Raw genomic sequence first — 18724 nt, 5'->3', positions numbered from 1 at the left:
CATCGCTTCCCTCGTGCCGGGTACACTTCGCGTAGGGGGAACAGGCGATGTGGGAAGACGGGCAGTGGGTGGGTGAGAGCGACGAGGAGATGTTCGCGACGGTGCGTTATGACCTCGGGAATCGTCGCGGGCGTCCTTCCTTTGGTGGTTTCGGAGCCGGATGGCTCCGGTTCACGGACGAGCGTCAGCTCATCTCCATCCATGACGAGCGGCGGGTCCTGGAGGTGCTGCGGCGACTTCGGGGCGCCAATGGGCCGCGAGCCACCGCGCTCCGGAGCGAAATCCGCGAGCTCCTCGTGGACACGGCGGATTGGTTCGACAAGCGCCCGTTCGATACGCGGCTCCTCATGGGGCTGACGGCACTCGAGCAGGTGGTGGTGTATGGCTTTGACGGCATCGTCGGCGTGTCAGCGCTCGCGGAGTTGCCGGCGCTGCGTCACGCGACGCTCCAGGCGTACCGGGGCAACTTCATCCGCGACCTGGATGGACTTGCGCGGAGCCGCAGTCTCGAAACCCTTTCACTGGGTTGGGGCAGGCTCGGGGACCTCCGCGCGCTGTCGGGGCTGGAGTCGCTCCGGCGGCTGTCCATCGAAGAGGAGGAGCCGCTATCCCTCAGCGGCATCGAGGACCTTCCCATCGAAGAGCTCCAGCTTCGGCTGCCCAGGGAGGGGTGTGACCTCTCGGCGCTGGCATCACTCCGCTCGCTGCGCCGGGTGGAGTTCTGGGGCCCGCTCAATGCCGAGTCCGCGGCGGCGCTCGCGAAGTGCCGGACGCCGGTGCTGTACCTGGCCTCCTACCACATGACGCTGGACTCGGCCGAGGTCGCGGGGCTGTCCGATGACGAAGAGCTCCGGCTCCGAGTCCGGCGCGCGGGCGTGTCCGGCGGAAATGAATGGCATTCCGCCACCACGCTCACGGCGTCCTACCTCGACGATGTGGCGCTCCGCATGCTGGCGGGGGCAACGCACCTGCGCTCGCTGCGAGTCCATTACCTGGGGGCCACGGACCTGGCGCCGCTCGAGGACCTGCCTTCGCTCCAGGAGTTCCGCTTCAACATCGCCCGGGAGCTCCGCGCGCTCGACCGGGTGCCGAACGTCCGCTTCCTGGAGGACCCGCGCACACCGGGCGGGCCCAACCGGCTGGTGCTGAAGAACGCGCCGATTACGTCCATCCGGCAGATTGGCAACTTGCGAGGCGTGGAGCACCTCGACCTTCGTGGATGCACCGGGCTCACGTCGCTCTGGGGGGTGGAGGGGATGGGCACGCTGCGGTCCATCGACCTGCGTGACTGTCCCGGGCTCATCGACATGACCCCGCTCGAAGCGCTTCCCGCGCTGCGTGCCGTCATGGTGAATCACCGGGGCCCGCTCGAACCGGTTCCGCCGAGCATCTGGCCCAAGGTGGTCCGTCATCATCTGCGCGGCTTCGCCAGGCGGTTGCATCGGGGAGAAGTGGAGACGCCGGGCACGGGGTCCGAGCGCTGAGTCGCACCGGTTCCTGGGGCTCGACGATGTTCTTCAAGACTGCGGCACAGTCTCGCGATGCAGGTCGGCGCTCATCGACGAACTCAAAAGGATCAAGAGAGGTCTGCACTCCAGGCTCAAAGCTCCATCAACTCATTACCCAACGTTGAAAGGAATGTAGAGCGTCAGCCATGTCCAGCTACTTCGACCTGACGGACAACGTGCGTATCCGCCGTCGGTGGCATTTGAGCGGTCCCGTGGATGAGACCGGGAAGGAGCTCGATGACCCCTGGCAATTTCGCAAGGGGCAACGAATCGAGTCCCCGGGAACCATCCGGTTCCCCGTGAAGCCGGATGGTGTGTCGCTGGACTTCAGTCTGAACGCCTTCGCCACGCCCATGGTCCACGAGCGCGTTGTCGACATCTTCAACCATCAGCGCGTCCAGGACGTGCAGTTCATCCCGGTCGAGGTTGAGGGCCACCAGGGGCCCTACTTCATCCTCAATGCGCTGCGGACCATCCGCTGCATCGATGACGCGCACAGCGAGCGCGTGGAGTACTGGAAGCCCGAGGACGGACGGCCCGAAAAGGTGGGCCGGTACCGCGTCGTCTCCGGCATGCGCATCGACCCGGCGCAGGTCGGTGGCGCGCAGATCTTCCGCCCATGGGGCTGGAACGTGGCGCTCATCGTCTCCGAGGACCTGATGGACGCGATGGAGGCCGTGGGCATCACCGGCACGAAGTTCGAACCCGTGTAGCAAGCCCGCTCCAACTGTGAAGCCTTTTCACTGGCAGTCGGATTGTTGCATGATTCACGGGTTCCCCCGACTCGATGGAGCCCTTGATGAATGCCTCGCGAATCCTTGTCTCACTGGCCGCCTGTCTCACCCTGTCCCTCACCGCCTGTGGAGGCACGGAGGAGCCGCTCGTGGAGTCGCCGGACACCGGTGACACCATGAGCGTGGAGCAGGGAGTGGGGCTTCCGCCGAACTGCCCGAACGGGGACCTCATCTACTGGTTCGAGAATGTCCAGGGGTGCCTGACCTGCGGCACGGTCCGCAATCCGGGGCAGCTCGCCGTCCAGTACGCGGCCTGCCAGTCCAACGTGTCCGGGTCGAAGAAGCTCATCAACGCGAAGTACTGCATCACCGGCTGCAACCCCCTCTAGTCGCCACCGCATCCCTCGGGGGGCGGCCCCACGTCCACGCTGTTCGAGTGGTTCGCCGCCCACCCCGAGGAGCCCGCGCCGCGCCGGTCGACGTGAAGTAGACTCCCGGGCATCGTGTCCCCCATGGAGAACGCATCGCCCCGAGCGTGGCGACGGTGGGCGTGGCTGGCCTCGGTGTGGACCGTGCCGGCGACGCTCGCCGCCCTGGAGACGTACTTCTTCAGCCGCCTCGGCTCCCAGCCCCTGCCGCTGTGGCGGGCCTTCGCCTCACAGCTTCCGGCCTGGTACGTATGGGTGCCCGCCACGCCCGTGCTCGTGCACCTGTCGCGACGGCTGCGCCTGGGGCTCCCGCTGAAGGCCCGCGCCGTGGGCGGGCACGTGGCCGCGTGCCTGGGCGTGGGGGGCGTCTTCGCGCTCGTGTACACGCTGTGCCACGTGGCGTTCATGCCGCCCATGGCCAACGTGCCGCCACTGCCGCTCATGGTGCTGCGCTACTGGCTGGGCTGGATGCCCATGATGGCCATGACGTACGCGGCGGTGGTGGGCGTGGCGTACGCGGTGGACTCGCAGCGACGCGCGCGGGAGAACGAGCGGCAGGCCGCGGCGCTCTCCGTGCAGCTCGCCGAGGCCCGCCTGCAAGCGCTGCAGACGCAGCTCCACCCGCACTTCCTCTTCAACACCCTCAACGCCATCGTCGTGCTGGTGCGCGAGCAGGAGACGGACACCGCGGCGCGGATGCTGGTGCTGCTCAGCGACATCCTCCGCCGGCTGCTCCAGCAGGGCGCCACGCAGGAGGTGCCTCTGCGCGACGAGGTCGCCGTGCTGTCGCGCTACCTGGAGATTCAACAGCTCCGCTTCCAGGACCGGCTGCGCGTGGACTGGGACGTGGACGCGGCCGTGCTCGACGCGCGCGTGCCGAACCTGGTGCTCCAGCCGCTGGTGGAGAACGCCATTCGCCACGGCGTGTCCATGCGCTCGGCGGCGGGGGCGCTGCGCATCCGCGCCCGGCGGCAGGGAGACGTGCTGGAGCTGGCGGTGGCGGACGACGGGCCGGGACTGCCGGCGGGCTTCGACCTGGAGCGCAGTCCGGGCATCGGCCTGTCCAACACGCGCGCCCGGCTGGCTCAGCTCTACGGAGACGCGGGGCGCGTCAGCGTGGCCAGCCCTCCCGAAGGCACCGGCACCGTGGCCACCGTCCTGCTGCCGCTGAGAGGCGCCGCCGTGGAGGAGCGCGCCCGTGGCTGAGCTGCGCGTGCTCCTGGTGGACGATGAGCCCCTGGCCCGCAGGGGCCTGCGGCACGCGCTGGCCCGGCACCCCGAAGTGACGGTGTGCGGGGAGTGCCGAGACGGGCGCGAGGCCGTGGCGGCCATTCGCGAGCTACGGCCGCACCTCGTCCTGCTCGACGTGCAGATGCCGGAGCTGGACGGCTTCGGTGTCATCCGCGAGGTGGGCGTGGCGCAGATGCCCGCGGTCATCTTCATCACCGCGTTTGACGCCTTCGCGGTACGCGCCTTCGACGTGCACGCGGTGGACTACCTGGTGAAGCCCTTCGCGGACGAGCGCTTCGACGAGGCCCTCCACCGGGCCCGGCAACGTCTGCGCCAGGGCGAGGCCCTGGAGCTGGGCCGCCGGCTCGCGGGACTGCTCGCTGAGACACCGCCGCCTCCCGTCCCCGCGCCGCCACCACCCGCGGAGTCCACGGGCCGGTTGCTGGTGAAGGTGGGCACCCGCTCGGTGCTGGTGCCCGTCGGAGACATCGACTGGATTGAAGCCGACGACTACTGCGTCACGCTGCACGTGGGCTCGCAGGAGCACGTGCTGCGGGAGAGCCTCGCGGCGCTGGAGGCGCGGCTGGACGCGGAGCGCTTCGTGCGCATCCACCGCTCGGCCATCGTCAACGTGGAGCGCATCCGCGAGCTGCACCACGACTCGCCCACGGAGTGGGTGGTGGTGCTGGAGACGGGGCAGCGGCTGCGGGTGAGCCGCAACCGCCGCGAGCACCTCGAGCGCCGGCTGGGCCGGCCCCGGTAGGCCCTCGCCTCAGGGCGTGGCCGATGCCGTCGCCGGAGCGCGCGCCTTCTCCACGGCATCCGTGAGCGCCTTCCACTCCGTTGCTCCCAGGTGCATGCCGAAGACGCGCGCCACGTCGAGCTTCTCTCGCGCGGCCACGTCCACCGTCTCCGCGACCTGCTGCGGGTTGAAGAAGCCGCCGCCCTGGCCCGGCTGCACGAGGTCGCTGGAGTAGAGGAGGTGGTGCTCCGGCATCCAGACGAAGAGCATCCGCTCGCCCGTCTCGGTGCGCACCGGAATCAGCTCCAGCCGGTTCGCCCCCGTGCCCAGCACCGTGCGGCGGCCCACCACCTGGAGCTTCGCCGCGCGGGGCGCCTTCGCCAGCGCATCCGGCACCCGCGTGCGGGGCGCCTTCAGGAGCCGCTCCACGAGGGGACGGTTCAGGTCCAGCACGTGGAGCGGAATCCCACGCGAGGCGTACTCGCGCACGCCGCCCACGTGGGGCCATGCGTCGCTGGTGGACACCACCGCCTTGACCTTCACACCGGGGAAGCGCTTCGCGGCCTCCTCCAGCACGCGCGTCGAATAACCGGAGGCGATGGGCGCTTCAATCACCACCAGCCCGTCCTCCTGCTTCACCAGCGCCACGTCCCAGCGGCCGGGGAGGTGCACCACGCCCGGCGCCAGCTCGACGGCGGGGCGGTCCGGACGGCCCAGCGGCAGGTCCTCCACCGTGAGCCCGCCGCGCGCCGCGAAGGCCTTGCGCACATCGTCGGGGATGGCGAAGTCCGCGTCGGACACCTTCGGCTCCAGCTCCAACGCCGTCACGGTGAAGGAGTGGTACGGGGTGTCATTGCGCTGCCACTCCCAGTTGCGCGGGTAGCGCAGCCCTCCGGCCTGCAGCGACCAGGACTGGAAGAAGAGCCGGGTGCGCACGTCGCCCCAGACGCTCCAGAACATGTCGGCCGGGTGAGCGTCCTCGGACTCCACCAGCGTGGGCAGTCCCGTGTGCGCGTTGAGGAAGAGTCGCACCGCCGCGCGCCCGTGGTGGAACGTCACCACGTGGTGCGGCACGTCCTGCAACACCGTGTCCTGCGCGCCGTGCAGGTCCTTGGCATCCAGGGCGGTGAGCAGCACGCGCTCGGGCGCGAAGTCGAGCCGCTCGCGCATGTCCTGGAGCTGGGCGCCGCCGGCCGGGCGCATCTTCCCCTCGAGCTCCATGGCCACCACGTCGCCGTCCATCACCAGCGTCGCCACCTGCCAGCCGCCAGCGCCCGCCGCGCCCCGGCCCTCCGTCTTCTGCCGCAGGCGCTGGCGCGAGGGGACACGCAGCTCATCGACCTGCTCGTACATGACGAGCCAGGGCGGCGTGGGACGCTCGGACTGCTCCAGCAGGTTCCAGTGGCCGATGCCCTGGATGCGCAGGCCGGACAGGGCACGGAGCCGGGCCTCGCCACCCATGGCCTCGGCGGCGGCCTGGACACGGGCCCGCGCGTCGTCGGCCGCGGAGGCGGACAGGGCAAGCAATGACAGACAGAGGAGCGCAATTCTTTGCATGACGCCAGGATGACGCGGCCCGAAGGCCCGCATCCCGCCCATGCAGCCAATGGAAGAGGGCGCGCGGCGAACGGTACGCCGGGCGCGGCGAATGGCAAGGCACGGCCACGGCGGGAGCACGTGGGCTCCCACCGTGGGTGAATGCACTTGCGGTGCTCAGCTCACTGCAGGCCGACGGCCACGAAGAGCTGGCACGTCGCGGGGTTGACGTTCGAGGCGTTGCTGAGGAGGCACGCCACGCCCTGGTTGCCGTACGCATAGGTCGTTACATTCGCCGTGCAGACGCCATTGGTGACGGTGACGGCGACCTGCCAGACGCACGTCTTCGCGGCGCCGGTGGGGTCCCCCGGGTTGGTCGTGAAGCCGAAGGTCTGGGTCCAGTTCGTGAGGGACGGTACGAGCGCCTGCGAACCGTACGAGTAGTTGTACGGCGTGCTGAAGTTCAGGGGGTTGGGCAGCGGGTACGGCACGGTGGTTCCCGTCAGGCTGCCGAGGGGGGTGGCCAGGAAACCGGTCCAGTTCCCGAGGTAGTAGGTCTGCGGGACGTCCGCGAGCAGCGTCGAGGTGCCCTCTCCGTCCTTCTGCGCGGGGAGTTGCACCGTCTCGGGCGCCCGGACGCTGACGTACTCCGTATGCTTGGAGATGAAGTCCTCCGCACCGGACTCGGCGGCGAAGGCAACCATCGGAACCAGGGTGAGCAGGGGCGCGGCCAGGAAACGCTTCACGTTCCTCGTCATGGGGCTTCTCCTATGGATGTGTGCTTGGCTTTGGCCTGGGGGCCACCGCATCCCTAACATGTCATTGAAATGAATTGCAATTCAAAGTCTGTAAAAACTGCAATTCAGTCAATGCTGGATGATTGCGATTGGCGCGAAGACAGACGCTGCCGCCTACGGGGTCGGCCTTACGGGAGTCCCCGTAGCGCGTGCCGACGGCGGTGCGGAAGAGGGCGCCCGCCCGTCCCTTGTCGGGCGGGTGAAACCCGGGCTTACTCACCGTCTCACATCTTGGGAGGTGGTGTTGCGAAGCGTCACGTGGGTGTTCATCGCGGTGCTGGCCGCGGCCGGTTGCACGGCCCCGGGCGGTGGCAGTGGCTTTGGGCGGAGTGGTGGGGCCGTGCCGGAGGGATTCCAGGCACTGACGGTTCCTCGCGACGACATCCCCATCGGCGCCATCTGGATGGATGGAGTGGGTCCCGACGGCCCCGGGCAGCCCGAGGCCAATCGCGTCCGCACGCAGAGCGTCGCGTCGCTGGACTCCGACCAGACGCTCTCGGCGGGTGTCGAGGGCGCCCTTGCCCGGTACCTCAAGCTGACGAGCTCGGGCTCCGAGAAGGTGCACATCAACCTCACGGGGCTGACCATCGACCGCGTGAAGTCGCTCGCGGACGTGCGGCTCGGCTCGGGGCAGGGGCTTCTGTATGAGGGGCTCCGCGCCGGGCGCATCACGCTCACCTACAAGTCCTCGCTCGAAGCGAGCGTCAAGGCGGCCGTCGTGGAGAAAAACCTGCCCATCACCGCCTCGGTGGGGGGCAACGCCGAGAACACGCTGGTGCTGGATGGCAGCGGGCTCTTCATCGGCTACCGCGTCGTCCGGCTGGTGCCAGAAGGCGTGGACCGCGACAAGGAAGGCCTGGAGGACGGGAAGGCCCGCCTCGAGCCCTATGAAATCGAGGTCGACACGAAACCGATGACCGCCTGCTACTGCGGCACCGGCGCGGACGGGGCGGCCTACAACCTGTGCAGCCAGGAGGCGCCCTCGGTTGCCAACGTGGTGAACTACAGTCGCTTCACCGGGACGGGCGGCCAGTCCTACGCCGCGAAGTTCCAGGTGCCGGGGGCCCTGTCCGGCGTGACGCGCGTCAGCCTGGGGACGACGATGACGGACGACTCCGTCTCCGCCGACACGCTCAACTTCTGGCTGGTCTACGCGCCCATGGTCCAGGACGGCGCGAAGCACGGGCTGGGGAAGCTCTGCTCCGTCTTCCTGGAGGAGAAGAGCTACGTGGAGCTGGTGCGCAGCCGCTTCCGCATCCAGGGCGTGCCGAATCCGGCCGCGCCCGGCTGGTGACGCGCGCAACTTCTCCGCACGCCCCGTGTTGAAGATGCCCATGAGAAATTCATGGTGGATTCTGACCGGGGTGCTCGCCGTCACGGGCTGTGGGCCGTCCACGGGAGCCGATGAGGAGCCTCAGCAGGCTGTCGCGGCGCTGGAGGCCGGCGCCGCGGCGTCAGTCTGCGCGCCGCGCCCGTATGGCACGGAGGTGGCCTTGACGGCCGCGACGACGGAGCCGTCCCTGTACGGCACGCAGGGCCCGCTCACGGTGCGTGTCGCGTCCGACGTGCCCAACGCGCTGTGGCCGGAGATGCCCATCACCGTGTACCGGCCCGACGACCGGACCGCGTACCCGGTGCTGTTCTACTCACACGCCTACGGCGGCACGGACCACAACCACGTGGGGCCGCTGCTCCGGCGCCTGGCGAGCAACGGCTACAACGTGGTGTTCGTGCCGTACATGAGCACGGGCACGCGCAACTCGCAGTACGACACCCTGTGGAACGGCTTCGTGGCGGCGGCGAAGCAGTATGGCTCGCGGTTCGACCTCACCCGCGTCGGGTTCATCGGCCACTCCTTCGGCGGTGGTGCCACGCCGGAGCTGGCGCGCCGCGCCTTCGCGGACCCGACGCACAACGGGCTGACCTCCGCCTGGGGCACCGCCGGGCGCTTCATGTTCATCATGGCGCCCTGGTTCTCGTTCCCCAACCTCAAGAGCCCGACGGCGACGAATGACCACTACCGGGATTTGCCGCTCGACGTGAAGACGGTGATTCAGGTGTACGCGGATGACGACACCAATGACCACCTCATCGCGGTGAACGACATCTGGAACAAGCTGCCGCCCGACCTGCAGGAGAAGGGCTGGCAGCTCGTGAAGAGCGATGGCTGCGACGGGCAGTGGCTCAACGCGGGCCACTCCACGCCGGCCGGGTACAGCAGCGCTCCTCCGGGCTCGTGGGACAACGGGCATGACTCGTGGGCGGTGGCCCGGCGCATCCAGGCGCTGGCGGCGTACTCGCTGAAGAGCGGCGGTGCCGTGGCGCGGGCCATCGCATTCCCCTCGACGGCGGACGCGCTCGGTCTCGGCAACTGGAAGGGCTGCGGAGGGAGGGCGGTGGTGCCCATGGAGGCCAGCGCGACGGCGCCGATTCTCTCCGCGTGCGGCGGAGGCGGGGACGCGGCGGCGCAGGAGTATGTCTTCACGTACTCGGCGGCGGCGCACTGCTCCTGGTCCGACACGGGTTATCCGAACTGCCGCTGAGGTGCCGCGCTACGGCTCTCCAACGGGGGCTGGCGCCGCGGCGCGCCCGGTGCGGCGGCGCCAGTAGAGGAACACGGGCACACCCGCGCCGAGCAGCAGGATGCCCTTGAGCGCGTTGAGCGGGTTGGAGGCCGTGGAGCCCAGCACCACGTACAGCGCGGCCGCGATGAAGAGGAGCGGCGTGACGGGGTAGCCGGGCACGCGGTACGCCGCACGCGGGATGAGGCCCTGGCGCTCACGGGCGCGGTACACGAAGAGAGTGGCGGCCGTGGCACCGAAGACGAGCCAGTCGGCGAAGACGACGTAGTCGAGCAGCTCGCCGTACGTCCCCGTGCCCGTGAGGAGGATGGCCCACACCGCCTGGAAGAGGATGGCGGTGGAGGGTGTGCGGTAGCGCGGGTGCAGCCGGGCCATCCACGGGAAGAAGAGTCCATCCGCGGCCATGGCCTGGTACACGCGGGGCGAGACGAGGATGACGAGGTTGAGGAACCCGAAGGTGGAGAGCGCCACGCCCGCGGTGATGAATGTGCGGCCCGCGGGCCCGAGCAACTGGCCCAGCGCATCCGCCGCCGGGGCGCTGCTCGCCGCGAGCCCGGTCGCGCCGAGCGTGCGCAGGTAGGTGACGTTCGCGAGCAGGTACACCGTCACCACGCCGATGACGCCGAGCAGCAGCGCGCGCGGGAGGTTGCGCTCGGGGTCGACCATCTCCTCGGCCACGAAGTTCGTCTGCTGCCATCCGCCGTAGCTGAAGAGCACCGGGACGAGCGCCGCGCCCATCGCGAGCACCACGGAGTCCGGCGCCTGTGGGGAGGTCGCTTCCACGGCGGCACCCGGTCCGGCGAGCAGCAGGCCCGCGCCCACGAGCACGGCGAGAGCCACCAGCTTGAGCACGGTGAAGACGTTCTGCGTGAGCGCGCCGGGGCGCACGCCGAAGTAATTGACCCCGGAGAGCAGGACGATGGAGCCGACGGCGAGCGGGAAGCGGAACTCGGCCCCGAGCCCCGTGAGCGCGAGGGTGTAGTTGGCGAACGTCACCGCCACCGCGGCAATGGCGCCGGTGGCAATCATGAGCAGCATTCCCCAGGCGTTGAGGAACGCGGGCAGCGGGCCAAACGCGTCGCGCAGGTAGACGTAGCTTCCACCGGCTTTGGGGATGCGCTGTCCCAGCTCGCCGTAGACGAAGGCGCCGATGAGCGCCACGACGCCTCCGAGCAACCACACGCCCAGGGTGAGCTCCGGCGTGTGGACGCGCTGCGCGACGATGGCCGGGTTGAGGAAGATGCCCGAGCCGATGATGCCCCCGATGACGAGCATCACCCCCGAGAAGAGGCCGACTCGACGCGCATAACCTTCTTCATTCCGGGGAGGGGAAGGGCTCATGAGGCCGCGAGCATAGACCGGCGCGCGGGTCGCGGCGGGGCTCCGGAGCTGATACCCGGCGCTCGATTCCAGGGCGCGGAGCCGGACACGAGACGGCTCCAGCTCCGTGTGGCTTCACGCCGCGTGTCTACGGTTGCAACGGCGTGCATTTGTCCTTGTTGGCGTCGTGCAGGCAGACCCCGCCCGAGCAGTAGTAGTCCTCGGCGCAGTCGCCAGCGGTGCACTGGGTACTGGTGAAATTGCAGCCATATCCCGCTGCCGCCGTCCCACAGCAGTTCTGGTAGATCTCCGGGCAGTTCGTCACGCAGTACCCGGATTGACACTTGGAGCTCACGCCCCAGTTGCAGAAGTTGGGGCCACAGTCTGCGTCCGTGTTGCACGTGGTCGCCGTGCTCCGAAGTGCGCTCGCAGTGGTCTCCAGGAGCGGCGCCGCTTCGCTGACTTCAAGCTGCGTGTCTGCGCTCCCACAGCCCAGCAGGAGTGAAGCGCTCAGGATGAAGGTGGCAAGCAGGGGGACTTCCGGCATCGACGGCCTCCAGTGACTCGGGTGAGGCAATTCTTTGCTGTGCACCCCTCTCAACGCGCCCTGTCCGGGAGTCGCATCCGTGTCGCAACTACAAACACCCTGATTCAGGGGATGGGAGAGAATCTTACGATGCGCTTGTGGCCCGTCTCCTCGGCGCCCCGGTCGGCGACGTAGATGAAGCCGCACCCGTGAAGCCGGCACTCGCCAGGCCATCAGTCTCCGGCCACCGCGAGCTGCCAGTCACCCTTGGCGCTGATGCCCAGGCGCAGGCCGAGGTAGCCCGTGCCCCCCTTCTTCATCTCCTGGACCTGCTTCTCCGGGTAGACGCCCACCACGGCCTGCCAGTCCTTGTCCGCGTTGGTGACGTGCACGGCGGGCCAGTACCAGGCCTCGCCCTGCTTCGCGTGGGGGAGGTTGAGGACCTGGACCATCCTCGCCAGCACGGGCTCGCCCTGCTGCTCCGCGCGGCGCCAGTACGTCGCCGGGCCCTCTCGGTCGCCGAAGCTGTAGCGCAGGCCCTTGCCGTTCTCGTCGGCCAGCTTCGCGAGCGCCGCGTAGTCGCACGCCACGGCGGCGGCGATGATGCGGCGGCGCATGTTCTCCACAAGTGGCGGCAGGGGCGGAATCTGAATCGGAGTCTGCGCGCTCAGTGCGGCCGCCGAGCACGCCTTCGCTCCCGCATCCGGCGAAGCGGACGCTTCCGCCAGGGCTCCCGCGTCCCGCGCTCCCGCATCGACGGCATCCACCCCGGCATCGAGCACTTCGGCGGGGTGGGCCTGCGCGGGAGGTGCCCCGGCATCGACGGGCGCGCCCGACGGGCGCTCCGAGCAAGCGAAGAAGGAGACTGCGACACACGCGGACAGCAGCGAGAACCGGTTCATGGCGCGCCCTTGTAGACCACGGCGCGCGCGGGAGGCACCGGCTCGTGCGTCCTTCAGCCGCCCTTCGGCGACTCGATGACGACAGCGAACGGGTCGAACGGCTTGTCGTCCCGCTTCTTCTTGCTGTCGGGCATGCCCCACTCACCGGTGGGGTGGTCCGGCTGCACGGAGGTGTACGGGTCTATCTTCACAGGCACGCCGAACACCTTCGGGTTCTTCTTCGGCTCCGAAGGCCGTCCAAAGTTCGAACCGCTCTTGTCGTCGCTCATGCCCTCCAGCCTACCGCGACGGCCGTCCGCCTGCTTCCTGGCACTCCGGCCGCGACTTCCTTGGGCGGCGCGCGACTCGGGGCGATAATCCGCCGCCATGTGTGGACGTGTCACCGTCAGGACTTCTCCCGACCAGCTCGTGGCCGAGCTGGGACTCGCCGGCATCCGCGCCTCGGTGGACCGGCCGCGCTACAACCTGTGCCCCACCCAGTTGATGCCAGTGGTGCCCAATGACGGCGCGCGCATGCTGGACGCCTTCCGCTGGGGCCTCATCCCCTCGTGGGCGAAGGACGCGAGCATCGGCAGCAAGCTCATCAACGCCCGCGGCGAGACGGTGGCGGAGAAGCCCAGCTTCCGCACCGCGCTGAAGAAGCGGCGCTGCCTGGTGGTGGTGGACGGCTGGTACGAGTGGAAGCAGTCCACGAAGCCGAAGACGCCCTTCCACTTCCACCGCAAGGACGGCAAGGCCATGGCCCTGGCTGGCTTGTGGGAGGAGTGGACCGCGCCGGACACCGGCGAGGTGGTCAACACCTGCACCATCATCACCACCGGCCCCAACGCGCTGATGTCGCCCATCCACGACCGGATGCCCGTCATCCTCTCGCCCCAGGCGCAGGAGCTGTGGCTCCGCCCCGAGCCGCAGGACCCCGCCGTGCTGCTGCCCCTGCTGGTGCCCTTCTCCGAGGACGCGCTCGACGCATACGAGGTGGCGCGCGTCGTCAACTCCCCCAGCAACGACACCCCCGCCTGCGTGGAGCGCGTCGCCGCCTGAGTTTCCCCCCAAGCCTGTCTCCTGCTGAACGCGGGTGACAGGCCCTGTCAGACCTTCAGGTTAAGTCTGCTTTGACGTGATATTCAGGTATCGCGTCATTGCCAGAACAACCCGTTGTCTGCAGAGGGGGCATTCCGTGAAGAGCACGAAGCAGACCCGTCGTCCCGAGCAACGTTGGCTGGTGCGATTCGGAATCGTGTCGTGTATGGGATTGGGGCTCGCAGGCTGCGCCGGAGACGAGGCGGAAGCGGCGGCACCCACCCAGGAAGAGGCGTCCTCCCGGAGCATCGGTCTGGTGGAGCGCGTGCGCGACGGCAAGGAGCTGGCGCGGATGCAGAAGCACCTCGAGTCGCTCTACGACGCGAAGGACGTGGTGCACCACTTCAAGAGCCGCGCGGGCGATGACATCGACTGCGTGCCGTTGGACAAGCAGCCCGCGCTGCGGCAGCCGGGCATGGAGAACCACCGCATCCAGCTCGCGCCGGGCACGCTGCCGGACGGCGACGCGAAGTCCCTCGCCGCGCGGGCGGGAGGCAACAAGGACACGCAGCCCGCGACGCTCGAGGCCAACCTCTCCGGCCCGGGTGACGTGGACGCGGCCGGCAACATGCGCCGCTGCCCCGAGGGCACGGTGCCCATCCTCCAGCTCAAGCTGGAGACGCTGAAGCGCTTCGAGACGCTGGACGAGTTCCGCCGCAAGGTGCCCAACCACCTCGCCGGGCGGCTCCCGGTGGACACCGGCAAGCCCCAGTCGTCCTCCGGAATCGAACCGCCGCGCAACGGCCCCACCGCCCAGCACCAGTACGCCCACGCGCACCAGTGGGTGGACAACATGGGCGCGGAGAGCATCTTCAACATCTGGAATCCGTACACCGAGCTGACCAGCGAGTTCAGCCTCTCGCAGATGTGGGTCGTCCGCGGCTCGGGCGCCTCGCTGGAGACGGTGGAGGCCGGCTGGCAGAAGTACAGGGACTTGTACGGGAACGACAACGCGCGCCTGTTCATCTACTTCACGCCGGACAACTACGGCAGCGGCGGCTGCTACAACCTGAGCTGCGGCGCCTTCGTGCAGACCAACAACACCATCACCATCGGCGGCGCGTTCAGCGCGTACAGCGTGTCCGGTGGCACGCAGCAGGAGTTCAAGCTGCTCTGGTACAAGGACGGCACCGCGGGCAACTGGTGGCTCAAGTACGGCGACGTCTGGGTGGGCTACTACCCGCGCACCCGCTTCGATGCGAATGGCCTGGCGGACAAGGCCTGGTCCATCGACTTCGGCGGTGAAATCATCGACAACCGCCCCGGCGGCCGGCACACGGCCACGGACATGGGCAGCGGCGCGTACCCGAGCGCGTGGTTCCAGTACGCCGCCTACCAGCGAAACATCCAATACGTGAACACGAGCAACGTGTACTCGGACCCGTCCGGGCTCACCGCGTACCGCGACGACGCGTACTGCTACGACATCTCCCTGGGCAATGACCCGGGCAACTGGGGCCGGTACTTCTTCTTCGGCGGCCCCGGCTACAACGCCAACTGCATGTAGCCGTGTCCTCGTGAGTCGGCGGGTGGGCGCTTCCGGGGCCCACCCGCTTCATCCGTGTGCTGGAACGGACAGTGCGGAGGCACCCGGAATCACGGAGTAGTGTTCAGTGATGCGGGAAAAAGAGAGGGCCGGACAGAAACCTCGGAGCCCCAAACAACGATAATCGCCTTCGGCGGTGAGCCACGGACGGCGCGCCGTCTTTTCCCCTGGAGGCGTATACATGAAGGGTTTCTCCCGTATCGGTGTGCTGGGTGCGTGTTTCCTCGCGACGGCTTGTGTTTCCAAGGAGGAGCCGGCGCCGGCACCCGAGAGCGGGGGCGCTACCGTTCAGAAGGTCTCCTCGCAGGAGAAGGTCACCGGCTCGCGCTGCGGCACGCGTCCGCTGACGGCCACGGAGGAGGAGCAGGTGAAGGCGACCCTGGCGAAGTTCTCCGGGGCCGCGGAGAAGAAGCCGGGTGGCGGCGGTGGCGGAGGTGGCTCGGTGACGGGCGGCACCATCAACGTCTACTTCCACGTCATCAACCAGGGCAGCGGCGTGTCCAACGGCGACATCACGTCGCAGATGATCAACGACCAGCTTGCGGTGCTGAATGACGCGTACCGGGCCTGGGGCTGGCAGTTCGCCCTGGCCGGCACGACGCGCACCACCAACAGCACCTGGTTCAACACCTGCGACACCGCCTCGGTGGAGACGGCGATGAAGACGGCGCTCCGCCAGGGCTCGGCGGACGACCTCAACCTCTACACCTGCAACCCGGGCGGCGGCCTGCTGGGCTGGGCGACCTTCCCGAGCTGGTACGCGGGCAACCCGACGGACGACGGCGTGGTGATGCTGTACTCGTCGGTGCCGGGCGGCTCGGCGGCGCCGTACAACCTGGGCGACACGGCCACGCACGAGGTCGGCCACTGGATGGGCCTGTACCACACGTTCCAGGGTGGCTGCGCCAAGACGGGCGACGAGGTCTCCGACACGCCGTCCGAGCGAAGCGCCGCGTACGGCTGCCCCGCCAACCGCGACACGTGCAACGGCACGGGCGTGGACCCCATCCACAACTTCATGGACTACACGGACGACTCCTGCATGGACCACTTCACGACGGGCCAGGACGCGCGCATGGACCAGATGTTCAGCGCGTACCGCTACAACAAGTAGTCGAGCGCCGAGCTGAGCAGTCCATGACGCCACCGGGGACCGTGAGCTCCGGTGGCGTCTGTCTTTTCGGGGCCCGTGCGTCCCGTCCGGTGGTGATGCCGGCTTGAGGCCCGAGATGGGCCGGGGGGAGGCGGGCGGACGGCCTCGCGTCCAGGGCGCATGCCGGGCGGCCAGGCGTGCTCGGGCCTCGTCGGGGCCGCGGCATCCCGTATGATTTCCACCGCCCCCGCCCGAGCGCGGGGCACCCACCGCGATGCTCTTCAACTCCCTGGAGTTCCTCTTCGTCTTCCTGCCCATCGTGCTCGCGCTATCGCGGCTGCTGCGCGGGAGATGGCTGCTGGGGTGGGTGGCTCTGGCCAGCTACGTCTTCTATGCCTTCGCCGGGCACGTCTGGTTTCTCGTGCCGATGCTGCTCACCACGGCGATGGACTTCGAGCTGGCGCGGCGCATCGACGCGGCGCCTCCAGGTAGCCGCTCGCGCCGTGTGCTGCTCATCGTGTCACTGACGTGCAGCCTCGGCCTGCTGGCGTACTTCAAGTATGGCGGCCTGCTGGCACGGACTTCCGGCCAGGTGCTGGCCTTCATGGGAGCTGGCGCGGTTCCCGCATGGGTGGGCGACCTGTTCGACGTGATGCTGCCCGCGGGCATCTCCTTCTACACGTTCCAGACGATGGCCTACGTGGTGGACGTCTACCGGGGCCATTGCAAGGCCGAGCGCGACTTCTGGACCTTCACCTGCTTCGTGTCCTTCTTCCCGCACCTGGTCGCCGGGCCGCTGACGCGCCACCACCAGCTCATCCCCGGCCTGGAGCGGATGGCGGAGGAAGGCATCCGCCCGCGCTGGCGGGAGGGCGTGCTCCTCTTCGCCATCGGGCTCTGCAAGAAGGTGCTCGTCGCGGACCGGATTGCGCAGGTCATCGACCCGCTGCTGCTGGACATGTCGCACGCGGGCGCGGCCGAGGCGTGGCTGGCGATGCTCGGCTTCTCGCTGCAGATCTACTTCGACTTCAGCGGGTACACGGACATGGCCATTGGCCTGGGACGCCTCTTCGGCATCGAGCTCCCGCAGAACTTCGACAGTCCCTACCAGGCGAAGGACCCGAGTGACTTCTGGCGGCGCTGGCACATCACCCTGAGCCAGTGGCTGCGCGACTACCTGTACATCAGCCTCGGCGGCAACCGGTGCTCGCCGGCGCGCCGCCACTTCAACCTCGTGGTGACGATGGTGCTGGGCGGCCTCTGGCACGGGGCGAGCTGGACGTTCGCCGCGTGGGGGCTGTACCACGGCCTGCTGCTGGTGGCCTTCCACCAGGGCCGCGCCGCCTGGGAGCGGTTGGGCGTGGGCACTCAGCGCGGCCTCACGTTCCTCCTCGTCTGCGTGGGTTGGGTCTTCTTCCGGGCCACCTCCTTCACCCAGGCCCGTGACTGGTTCTCCGCGCTGGTGGGCGGACGGGGGCTGGGGCTGGAGCGGTTGGGCCCCGAGCACCTCGCCCTCGCGCTGCTGGTGGCGCTGGGGCTGTACGTGGCCGGCTGGCGCCGCAATGCCAGTCATTCCACCGGGCTGGGCCAGCTGTCCTCGTGGCGTCAGGCGGCGCTGGGCGCGCTCGCGGGCGTGGCGGTGCTGCTGCTCAGCAACGGCTCGCGCTTCCTCTACTTCCAGTTCTGACGCCCATGCGCCCCTTCTTCATCGCCTTCGCGTCCGTGCTGCTGCTGTCCGCGGGCTTCATCTGGAGCGTGGACCCGCTGGGCCACCGGGCCCGCACGCCGGACGCGGAGCCGCTACCGCCAGGTCTCATGTACCCGGCACGCAACATCAACGACCGGCTGCTCAAGCGCCGCATGCTCGCGCGCGCGCCGGACGGGGCGACGTACATCCTCGGCTCCAGCCGGGTGCTGGCCTGGGGCACGCCGCATTTCCCCGAGGGGGTGCCGGTGTTCAACATCGCCGTCACCAACGCCCAGGTGGGGGACTACCTCGCGCTGCTGGGAGACCTCCGCCAGAAGCAGCGGGTGGGCGACGTCTACGTGGAGCTGTCCCCGTGGACGTTCAGCCAGCGCTGCGCGCCGAAGGAGCAGGATGCCTTCGCCGAGCAGCCTCCTCGCGCGTACACCCCTGCCGAGCTCCTGTCCGGCGCGCTGCTGCGCCAGGCCGCGCTGGGGCTGTGGAACCGGGACCTGCCCGGCAAGCCCATCGCGGAGAGCAACACCGAGCGCTACGGCTACCTCGCCGATGGCCGCTTCCGCTACCCGCGGAGCTACCTGGACACCTCCGTGGCCGAGTCCACGCGCGCCGCGCTCGGCTACATGTCCACGTCTCATATTCCGATGCTGGAGTGTGGCGTGGACGACGACCGCGTGAAGGCCTTCTGCGCGGCGCTCGACGCGTTGAGGCCCACCGGCGCGTGGGTGTGGCTGCTCACCGTGCCGTGGAATCCGGAAGCCGCCGCGCACCTGCGCTCGCGCGAGCTGGGCTATACGCTGGAGTCCCTGCATGAGGACCTGATAACGCGGGTGGAGCGCACCTGTGGACGCCAGGTGTTCGCGCTCGACCACGCCTGCCCGGCGGAGGATTTCTTCGACGCGCACCACCCGCGTCCCTCCTGCTTCAACCGGGTGATGGCCGCATTCGGGAGGCCCGCGGCGGCAGGCACCGGGCCTCGGTAGGCGTGTCGAGTTTCG

Annotated in this window: 17 protein-coding genes; 12 read left to right on the top strand and 5 right to left on the bottom strand. The window is 69.0% G+C overall.

What is annotated here, in order from left to right:
• Nucleotides 1-47: 47 nt before the first annotated feature.
• From ACVTJA_RS37465 to ACVTJA_RS37445, 5 genes are all read left to right on the top strand, one after another.
• Nucleotides 48-1484 (top strand): leucine-rich repeat domain-containing protein, encoded by a 1437-nt coding sequence (locus tag ACVTJA_RS37465; protein ID WP_465827358.1) that lies wholly within the window; start codon nucleotides 48-50, stop codon nucleotides 1482-1484.
• 170 nt (nucleotides 1485-1654) lie between these two features.
• Nucleotides 1655-2221, top strand: a complete 567-nt coding sequence (locus ACVTJA_RS37460) for an imm11 family protein (RefSeq protein WP_465827355.1) — start codon at nucleotides 1655-1657, stop codon at nucleotides 2219-2221.
• A gap of 86 nt (nucleotides 2222-2307) precedes the next feature.
• Nucleotides 2308-2631 (top strand): hypothetical protein, encoded by a 324-nt coding sequence (locus ACVTJA_RS37455; protein ID WP_465827353.1) that lies wholly within the window; start codon nucleotides 2308-2310, stop codon nucleotides 2629-2631.
• A gap of 123 nt (nucleotides 2632-2754) precedes the next feature.
• Nucleotides 2755-3876: a sensor histidine kinase gene (locus ACVTJA_RS37450; RefSeq protein ID WP_465827350.1), complete on the top strand. Its 1122-nt coding sequence runs from the start codon at nucleotides 2755-2757 to the stop codon at nucleotides 3874-3876.
• Nucleotides 3869-4663, top strand: a complete 795-nt coding sequence (locus ACVTJA_RS37445; protein ID WP_465827349.1) for a LytR/AlgR family response regulator transcription factor — start codon at nucleotides 3869-3871, stop codon at nucleotides 4661-4663. The genes ACVTJA_RS37450 and ACVTJA_RS37445 overlap by 8 nt, the downstream gene beginning before the upstream one ends.
• 9 nt (nucleotides 4664-4672) lie before the next feature.
• On the opposite strand, the gene ACVTJA_RS37440 is transcribed toward ACVTJA_RS37445, so the two are convergent.
• Nucleotides 4673-6199, bottom strand: coding sequence for an MBL fold metallo-hydrolase (locus ACVTJA_RS37440; RefSeq protein WP_465827346.1), 1527 nt, complete (start codon nucleotides 6197-6199; stop codon nucleotides 4673-4675).
• A gap of 161 nt (nucleotides 6200-6360) precedes the next feature.
• Complete coding sequence (locus ACVTJA_RS37435) at nucleotides 6361-6936, bottom strand: hypothetical protein (RefSeq protein WP_465827344.1); 576 nt, start codon at nucleotides 6934-6936, stop codon at nucleotides 6361-6363.
• A 283-nt stretch (nucleotides 6937-7219) separates the two neighbouring features.
• On the opposite strand from ACVTJA_RS37435, the gene ACVTJA_RS37430 reads away from it, so the two are divergent.
• Together ACVTJA_RS37430 and ACVTJA_RS37425 are read left to right on the top strand one after the other, a co-directional pair.
• Nucleotides 7220-8269 (top strand): hypothetical protein, encoded by a 1050-nt coding sequence (locus ACVTJA_RS37430; protein WP_465827340.1) that lies wholly within the window; start codon nucleotides 7220-7222, stop codon nucleotides 8267-8269.
• A 40-nt stretch (nucleotides 8270-8309) separates the two neighbouring features.
• Nucleotides 8310-9518, top strand: a complete 1209-nt coding sequence (locus ACVTJA_RS37425) for an alpha/beta hydrolase family protein (protein ID WP_465827339.1) — start codon at nucleotides 8310-8312, stop codon at nucleotides 9516-9518.
• A gap of 9 nt (nucleotides 9519-9527) precedes the next feature.
• Here the strand turns inward: ACVTJA_RS37425 and ACVTJA_RS37420 are convergent, their stop codons facing one another.
• The 3 genes from ACVTJA_RS37420 to ACVTJA_RS37410 all read right to left on the bottom strand — a co-directional run bounded on the left by ACVTJA_RS37420 (nucleotide 9528) and on the right by ACVTJA_RS37410 (nucleotide 12574).
• A complete protein-coding gene (locus tag ACVTJA_RS37420; RefSeq protein WP_465827337.1) occupies nucleotides 9528-10832 on the bottom strand; it encodes an APC family permease in 1305 nt (434 codons plus the stop codon).
• An 804-nt stretch (nucleotides 10833-11636) separates the two neighbouring features.
• Complete coding sequence (locus ACVTJA_RS37415) at nucleotides 11637-12305, bottom strand: hypothetical protein (protein WP_465827335.1); 669 nt, start codon at nucleotides 12303-12305, stop codon at nucleotides 11637-11639.
• 53 nt (nucleotides 12306-12358) lie between these two features.
• A complete protein-coding gene (locus ACVTJA_RS37410) occupies nucleotides 12359-12574 on the bottom strand; it encodes a hypothetical protein (RefSeq protein WP_465827332.1) in 216 nt (71 codons plus the stop codon).
• A 97-nt stretch (nucleotides 12575-12671) separates the two neighbouring features.
• Between ACVTJA_RS37410 and ACVTJA_RS37405 the strand changes: the two genes are divergently transcribed.
• The 5 genes from ACVTJA_RS37405 to ACVTJA_RS37385 all read left to right on the top strand — a co-directional run bounded on the left by ACVTJA_RS37405 (nucleotide 12672) and on the right by ACVTJA_RS37385 (nucleotide 18709).
• Entirely contained in the window at nucleotides 12672-13346 is a 675-nt protein-coding gene (locus tag ACVTJA_RS37405) for an SOS response-associated peptidase (protein ID WP_465827331.1), read from the top strand.
• Between the two features lie 136 nt (nucleotides 13347-13482).
• Complete coding sequence (locus ACVTJA_RS37400; RefSeq protein ID WP_465827328.1) at nucleotides 13483-14892, top strand: neprosin family prolyl endopeptidase; 1410 nt, start codon at nucleotides 13483-13485, stop codon at nucleotides 14890-14892.
• Nucleotides 14893-15112: 220 nt separating this feature from the next.
• A complete protein-coding gene (locus tag ACVTJA_RS37395) occupies nucleotides 15113-16045 on the top strand; it encodes a zinc metalloprotease (RefSeq protein ID WP_465827327.1) in 933 nt (310 codons plus the stop codon).
• A 253-nt stretch (nucleotides 16046-16298) separates the two neighbouring features.
• The gene (locus tag ACVTJA_RS37390) at nucleotides 16299-17711 is read left to right on the top strand and encodes an MBOAT family O-acyltransferase (protein WP_465827326.1); all 1413 of its coding nucleotides are present in this window, start codon (nucleotides 16299-16301) and stop codon (nucleotides 17709-17711) included.
• A 5-nt stretch (nucleotides 17712-17716) separates the two neighbouring features.
• Nucleotides 17717-18709 (top strand): hypothetical protein, encoded by a 993-nt coding sequence (locus ACVTJA_RS37385; RefSeq protein WP_465827324.1) that lies wholly within the window; start codon nucleotides 17717-17719, stop codon nucleotides 18707-18709.
• Nucleotides 18710-18724 lie beyond the last annotated feature (15 nt).

This window comes from Pyxidicoccus sp. M6 (genome assembly GCF_055568925.1).
Note: the sequence above shows the minus strand (reverse complement) of the source record. Positions and strands in the feature narration are given on the sequence as shown.